Here is a 6,480-nt window from a genome sequence, read left to right as displayed (position 1 = left end):
TACTTAATGTATAAAAATCAAATATCTGTAGGTATAGCTATAATAATTATTCAATTAAGCACTCATATAGTAGGACCTGTTAAAGTAAGTATATCTTTAATAAATCAAATAAAATCAGTATCTCTTATTTCTGATAAGATTGATGATATTATTAACACTACAAATGAAGATATTGAGCATATAGAACTGCCTTTATTTGAAAGTAGTATAAAAGTAGATAATTTAAATTTTTCTTATACTGATGATAGAAAAACTTTAAATAATATAAATTTAAGTTTTGATAAAAACAAAAAGTATGCAATAGTTGGAGAAAGTGGTTGCGGTAAAAGTACACTTATAAAACTTATTATGAGATATTATAAAAATTATGAAGGTGATATATTATTGGATAATAAAAATATTCAAAATATATTTAGTAATGACTTATATAAAAATATGTCTATGATTCAGCAAAATGTATTTATGTTTGATGATACTATAAAAGAAAATATAAAATTATTTGCTAACTATAGTGATGAAGATGTTTTAGAAATCTGTAAAAGGTCAGGATTATCTAATTTAATAAAGTCTCTTCCAAATGGAATTAACTCATTAGTTGGAGAAAATGGAAATAAGTTATCTGGAGGAGAAAAACAAAGAATTGCTATAGCTCGTTCTTTAATAAATAATACTAAGATTTTAATTTTAGATGAGTCAACTTCTGCACTTGATAATGAAACTGCTTATAATTTAGAAAATTCTTTATTATCAATAGAAGATCTTACATTAATAGTTGTGACTCATAAGCTTATAAAAAGTATATTAGTTAAATATGATGAGATAATTGTTATGAAAGAAGGAAATGTTATAGAAAAAGGTCAATTTGAAGAACTGATTAATAATAAAGGATATTTTTATAACTTATATTATTTACAAAATGAATATATTTAGTAAAAAAGAAGAACCATATTTTAAAGTAAAAATGGATCTTCTTTTTTATAATAAATTTATATGAATTATTTTATTTATATAAAAATTTTTTAGTGAGTTATATATAAATATTAATAACTTTAAATTTAAAGAATAAGATGTTAAAATTAATTTAAATAAAAATTTATTAAGTGTATAAAATTTCATCTAATATTCAGATTATATTATATCAAAAATGAAGAGGAAATTTTAGCTTGTATAAATTAGAAATAGACGTATTTTATAATAAAAGGGGACAATTTATGTTAAAAGATATTAATAATAGAATAAGAGAAATAAAAAATGAAGTAGCAAAAAAGCAAGTATTAGAAAAGAAGCTTAATGAATTAAAAACAGATCTTTATAAGAGTGAGTCGGATTTATCTGATTTAGAATATAAGCTTAAAAAAGAGTTAAATGATGTAGAAAAATTAAAAAAATTATCTCTATCAAGTATTGTATCTACAATAATGAATAATAAAGAAATGAAAATAGAAAAAGAAGAAAAAGAATATATTACAGCTAAAATTGAGTATGATAAATGCAATTCAAAAGTTATATTATTAAAGAAGAATATAAGTGATATGGAAGAGAGATTAAATTACTTAAAAACATGTGAAATTGAGTACTCTAAATTACTAAGAGAGAAAATAGATTTAATTAATACATATGGAGATGAAAATGATAAGAAAAAAATTTTAGACATGGAAAAATATATTGATGAATATTTAATGGAAATTAAAGAGTTAGAAGAATCAATTTCAGTTGGAAATTGTTTAATGGGAGAAATAAAAGAAACAAAGAAACTATTAGAGTCTGCAAAAACTTGGAGTAATCTTGACTTATTTGGTGGAGACTTAATATCATCTCTTGCAAAACATAGTAAAGTTGATGAAGCGCAAAGACATTTTTCAATAATATCGAATTTATTAGAAAGGTTTAATAAAGAATTAGAGGATGTAAGGATAAGTAGTTTGAATTTTTCTACTACAAGTAGGACTTTAGATATATTTTTTGATAATATATTTTCTGATATATCTGTTAATTCTCAGATTAATAAATCTTATGATGATGTATGTAATTTAGAAAGAAGGGTAAATAGAATTATAGGTGTATTAAAGGAAAATAAGACTAGAATAAGTGATGTTATTAGTGCAAAAAGAGAAGAATATGATGAATTTATAGATACAATATAAATAGTATAAAATAAAAAATACCTAAAGGATAACAATTAAACTTTAGGTATTTTTTATTTTGAATATAACTTATACTGATAAGGTTAGAATTCTATTACGTACCAAGCTATTCCTATTAAAAAGAAATATGCTAGAAATCCCCAAAATAAGAAGTCAGTAAGTTTAGGAAGACTAGGAGGAGTAAAAGTAAAACCTTTTTTTATAATTTTAAACAATTTCCAACTATCTTTAATATTAATATTTAAAGTCAAAGGGCTCTCTACTTTATACTCTATATTGTATACTGGTTTGTACTTATTAATGAAATAGTTTTCAATTAAAATCGCATCAGCTTCAGTTTTACAAACAATATACTCTATTCTACCAACTGAGTTATAGCATTTATTAGGAAGATGACCACCCTTGCTAAAGTGTTCATACATTCTAGTCTCAAGAGATCTTTTAGTTTTTCCTATATAAATAATATCATTAGTTCTATAGTCTAAAAATCTATATACATATGCCATAATTAATACTCCTATATAGTATTTATATTTATTCTCTTCAATATATGGTATTTTATTCATAATAATAATTATAGATAATTCATAGTCTAACTTTTGTATAAATATAGTGTATAATTATAATATAAATTGAAAGTAGGGGGAAGTTATGAGAGAAAAATTCCGTTCATCTTTAGGATTATTAGGCGTTGCATATGTATCACTTCTTATAGTTTTATTAGATAAATATGCACAGCTACGGTTAATGAATGAAGATAATTTAATTCAAAATATATTTGATAAAATAAACTTTGAATCTACCATAGGTAAACGTAGTATTGTATTTTTTCTTATGTTTTTCTCTATGAACTATTTTATTGCAAAATCAAATATGAATGAAATTACAATATACAAAGATGATCAAATAGAGGATAAAATAAGTAAAAAGTTGATTTTATATAAAGGACTAGTATTGGTAAGTTTAATTTTAGGAATATACTTTAGTCAATCTTCTAAAGATATAGATATTAGTTGTATAAGTATATATTTAATAATATCTAGTATATTAATTCATTACAGTAAAAAAGGATATTTACAATCGTATATGTATAATAGGCAACTTCAATGGTATAAAGAAATAAATAATGAAGAAATCTATGATGATACTAATAAATGGAGAAAAAAACAAAGATTTAATGGATTTGCCAATATAGATAAAAAATATAGATATAGACATATATTAGAGTATATACCAACAGTTATCATAGCGACAATATTAATGATTCCAAAATCTATAGTAATAAGAATTTTTATGATATATATATTATTAGTTAATATAGCATCAATTATAGAAAACTTATTTAATGGATATACTTCTATTTCTGGAGTATGTACATCTATAACAGAGAATAGAAGAAAAAATAGTATTACATATAAGATTGTTGTAACAGATTATGAAAATAAATTAGAAAAAAAATTTAACATAAACGATGTATTTAGTATATCTGAGATGGATAAAGTTGAAGTTGTGTATGGAGTTTTCAGCAAAAGATGTATCATGATAAACAATGTCATAAATGCTCCTACAGGAAATCTTATGGGTGGATATTTTACACTATTTGTACTTATAGCAGTACTCACATGGAATCTAGGTAGCCACTATTTTAACAGTGACAGTTATAATAATAATTACTCTGAAGAAGAATCTAAATATGTATATGAGGGTACTTACGAAGATGGGTATCCTGATATAAACTGCAGTGAGTACGACTCACATGTAACTTTAAATGGACAAGAAATTTTAGACTTATATCAAAATACAGATAAAGATAGTCTAGAATATGTTGTTTTAGAACCTGATGAGTATTATGTAGAATCGACATTTAATACTTTTGAACATTATGATGGAATGATTAATAGTCAAATTATTGATAATAAAAAGTATGGTAGAATTTTATATCCATATAGCTATGACAACTTAGTAAATAATATAACTCTAAAAAAAGAAACTGCAATGTATTTAATTGGATTAGTAATTCCATCCGATGCAGTAGAGGAAAGAGTATTGACTAACAAAGGATATGGAATTGAGTGTATAGTTTATAAATCAAGTAAAGGTACATTTGTAGTAAGAATGCAAAAGAATCAGTACTTTAATGGTACAGAACCTTATTATAATGAAGATGAGATAGTAGATTTAGTATATCTTAAACTTATAGAATAAGAGAGTTAATGAAGTATAAAAGAATATAGTTTTAATTTTATTTTATTAATATATAATCTTAAGATTTATAATATAATAATTAATATATATGTATACATAATAAGGAGATGGATTCTATGAAATTAATTGATTATCTACCTAAATTACTTCTAGCTTCAGCTATTGGATATATTGTTGGACTTGAAAGAAGTAGTAGAAAACATAGTCAAATAGGTGTTGGAACAGTATCTATATTGGTAATAGGTTCAACACTTTTAACTATAATTTCTAAATATGGTTTAAGCGGTGCAGATCCATCAAGATTAATTGCTAATATAATTACAGCAGTAGGTTTTTTATGTGGATCAGTTATATTTATGAAGCCAACGGAAGAAGAAAATAATGATGTAGTACTTAAAGGTTTAACTACTTCTGTTACACTTTTTGCTCTTACAGGTGTGGGAATAGCTATTGGTTTAGGACATTATGGATTAGCTATTACAGCAACTGCAATAGTAGAATTAAATATATTACTATCTAAAGCAAGAAAGAAGATGCGTAGTAAAAAAGAAGATTTAAGGAATTAATTCCTTAAATCTTCTTTTTATTTTATTGATTATAGAATTTCAATCTAAAGATTTATATATTTTAGAATACCTTTTTCCTTTGATAAAAAGTCATTTTCAGTTAGTTCATCATTATATAATAATGAAGCAATTGCTATACAATATTCAGCTTCATCAGAATTATTATTCCATAATAAATGAGTATTAAAGTAATTATCGCTTAGTTTATCTAAATCTATACCCATAGATTCCATGCTATACCTTATTAAACTTGGATTTGAGCAAGGTTTATCTTTTGAGCAAGAGCAAGTTTTACAAAGTTTACAATTTCCGCTATCTGTATATAAACCATTAAATTCATTTTCTAGATTAATAAGTAACGGAGCAAGTAAATTACGAAGTTTAGGATGAATTTCAGAAATTGAATCTTCGTTTAAATTATACTTTAGCTCTAATACTAATGAATATTTAAAGTTATTAGCATAATCAGAAAACTTAGGTGAGTTAGGAGGACAACACCAATTATTATTATAATTTGGACAACTTTTTTTACATAGGCTAGAGAAATATTCATAGTTCATATAAGAAATCAGATTATTATTTTTTACTATAACTCCTCTTAAGTTATAGCTCTTATTGTCTTTTTTAAAGTCTATGTTTATCATAATTTAAATCCTTTCTATCTTTAAAATGTTAATAAAAATATCAATAATAAGTAAGGTCTAATTTGATGTAATATATCGAAATTAGACCTTACTTATTATTGATTTGAATTAAATATGCTATTGTATAAATTTAGAATTTCTGAATTAGATTTACCATCTATATCATTTTCAAATTCATTTTGCATGCCAGCAGCCTCATAGTAATCTTCTAACTCAGCAATGCATTCATCTAAGCTTTTACCTTTATTTTTTTTCATATAAATAACCTTCTAAAATTTTATAGATATATATTAGAAATAATAGTACATCATACTGCCTAAAATACTACCAAAGATAGATAATAAGATAAGGCATATGATAATAGGTATAGCTATAACTAAAATAGGTATTAAAATATTTACACCACCTTTTCTTGATATAGCAGAGCTTCTTTCTTCACTACTTAAATAATTAACTTCCTCTAACTTTTTATTAATAAAGGTTAAATAAATGTAATTACCATACATACCCATAAGTATGTGGTAACCTAACCATGATATTGCTCCTAGAAAAGGAACAAATGATAATATAAAGACAGCGCAGAATATTGCTACAGCAATGGCATACATTTTTCTATATAGAGCCCAGTATGCTCCAAGGAAAAATGATGACCAGTTCCAACTTATATTATTGTTTGTTTTCTTCATTATAGTGAATTTTTCTTTATAGTATGGAATATTCTCTTGAACGAAATTATAAACATATTTATCTGCTGTAGAGCTAGACTCTCTTGAAGTATAAGTTTGATTTACTTGAGGTTTTAGTATAACTTTTTCTTCTTCTGATTTTAGTTCATGACCACAATTAGAGCAAAATTTTGAGTTTATAGAGTTTTCACAATTACAATTTAAACATTTTATAACCTCATTATTATTCATGACT

Annotated in this window: 8 protein-coding genes; 4 read left to right on the top strand and 4 right to left on the bottom strand. The window is 23.9% G+C overall.

Annotated features, from left to right (window positions below; all coding sequences use genetic code 11):
- Positions 1-930, top strand: a 930-nt coding sequence (locus tag EIH23_RS12245) for an ABC transporter ATP-binding protein (protein ID WP_164489074.1), incomplete at its 5' end; no start/stop codon positions are given.
- Between the two features lie 281 nt (positions 931-1,211).
- Positions 1,212-2,144: a hypothetical protein gene (locus EIH23_RS12240; RefSeq protein WP_122640569.1), complete on the top strand. Its 933-nt coding sequence runs from the start codon at positions 1,212-1,214 to the stop codon at positions 2,142-2,144.
- 83 nt (positions 2,145-2,227) lie between these two features.
- Here the strand turns inward: EIH23_RS12240 and EIH23_RS12235 are convergent, their stop codons facing one another.
- Entirely contained in the window at positions 2,228-2,650 is a 423-nt protein-coding gene (locus EIH23_RS12235; protein WP_164489073.1) for a nucleotide excision repair endonuclease, read from the bottom strand.
- Between the two features lie 145 nt (positions 2,651-2,795).
- On the opposite strand from EIH23_RS12235, the gene EIH23_RS12230 reads away from it, so the two are divergent.
- Both EIH23_RS12230 and EIH23_RS12225 read left to right on the top strand, forming a co-directional pair.
- A complete protein-coding gene (locus tag EIH23_RS12230; RefSeq protein WP_122640567.1) occupies positions 2,796-4,349 on the top strand; it encodes a hypothetical protein in 1,554 nt (517 codons plus the stop codon).
- A gap of 116 nt (positions 4,350-4,465) precedes the next feature.
- Complete coding sequence (locus tag EIH23_RS12225; protein WP_164489072.1) at positions 4,466-4,915, top strand: MgtC/SapB family protein; 450 nt, start codon at positions 4,466-4,468, stop codon at positions 4,913-4,915.
- Between the two features lie 44 nt (positions 4,916-4,959).
- Here the strand turns inward: EIH23_RS12225 and EIH23_RS12220 are convergent, their stop codons facing one another.
- From EIH23_RS12220 to EIH23_RS12215, 3 genes are all read right to left on the bottom strand, one after another.
- Positions 4,960-5,559, bottom strand: a complete 600-nt coding sequence (locus EIH23_RS12220) for a DUF2284 domain-containing protein (RefSeq protein WP_122640565.1) — start codon at positions 5,557-5,559, stop codon at positions 4,960-4,962.
- A gap of 95 nt (positions 5,560-5,654) precedes the next feature.
- Positions 5,655-5,816, bottom strand: coding sequence for a hypothetical protein (locus tag EIH23_RS16380; RefSeq protein ID WP_164489071.1), 162 nt, complete (start codon positions 5,814-5,816; stop codon positions 5,655-5,657).
- A 33-nt stretch (positions 5,817-5,849) separates the two neighbouring features.
- Positions 5,850-6,476: a DUF2628 domain-containing protein gene (locus EIH23_RS12215; RefSeq protein WP_122640564.1), complete on the bottom strand. Its 627-nt coding sequence runs from the start codon at positions 6,474-6,476 to the stop codon at positions 5,850-5,852.
- Positions 6,477-6,480: the final 4 nt, after the last annotated feature.

Origin of the sequence: Romboutsia sp. Marseille-P6047 (genome assembly GCF_900604535.1) — a bacterium.
GTDB lineage: Bacteria > Bacillota > Clostridia > Peptostreptococcales > Peptostreptococcaceae > Romboutsia_E.
The sequence above is the reverse complement of the archived record's forward strand: the minus strand, read 5'-3'. Positions and strand labels throughout refer to the sequence as shown.

Bases quoted from the DNA above. Each gene is read 5' to 3' on its own strand.
- EIH23_RS12240 (WP_122640569.1), top strand. From the start codon at position 1,212: ATGTTAAAAGATATTAATAATAGAATAAGAGAAATAAAAAATGAAGTA.
- EIH23_RS12235 (WP_164489073.1), bottom strand. From the start codon at position 2,650: ATGGCATATGTATATAGATTTTTAGACTATAGAACTAATGATATTATT.
- EIH23_RS12230 (WP_122640567.1), top strand. From the start codon at position 2,796: ATGAGAGAAAAATTCCGTTCATCTTTAGGATTATTAGGCGTTGCATAT.
- EIH23_RS12225 (WP_164489072.1), top strand. From the start codon at position 4,466: ATGAAATTAATTGATTATCTACCTAAATTACTTCTAGCTTCAGCTATT.
- EIH23_RS12220 (WP_122640565.1), bottom strand. From the start codon at position 5,559: ATGATAAACATAGACTTTAAAAAAGACAATAAGAGCTATAACTTAAGA.
- EIH23_RS16380 (WP_164489071.1), bottom strand. From the start codon at position 5,816: ATGAAAAAAAATAAAGGTAAAAGCTTAGATGAATGCATTGCTGAGTTA.
- EIH23_RS12215 (WP_122640564.1), bottom strand. From the start codon at position 6,476: ATGAATAATAATGAGGTTATAAAATGTTTAAATTGTAATTGTGAAAAC.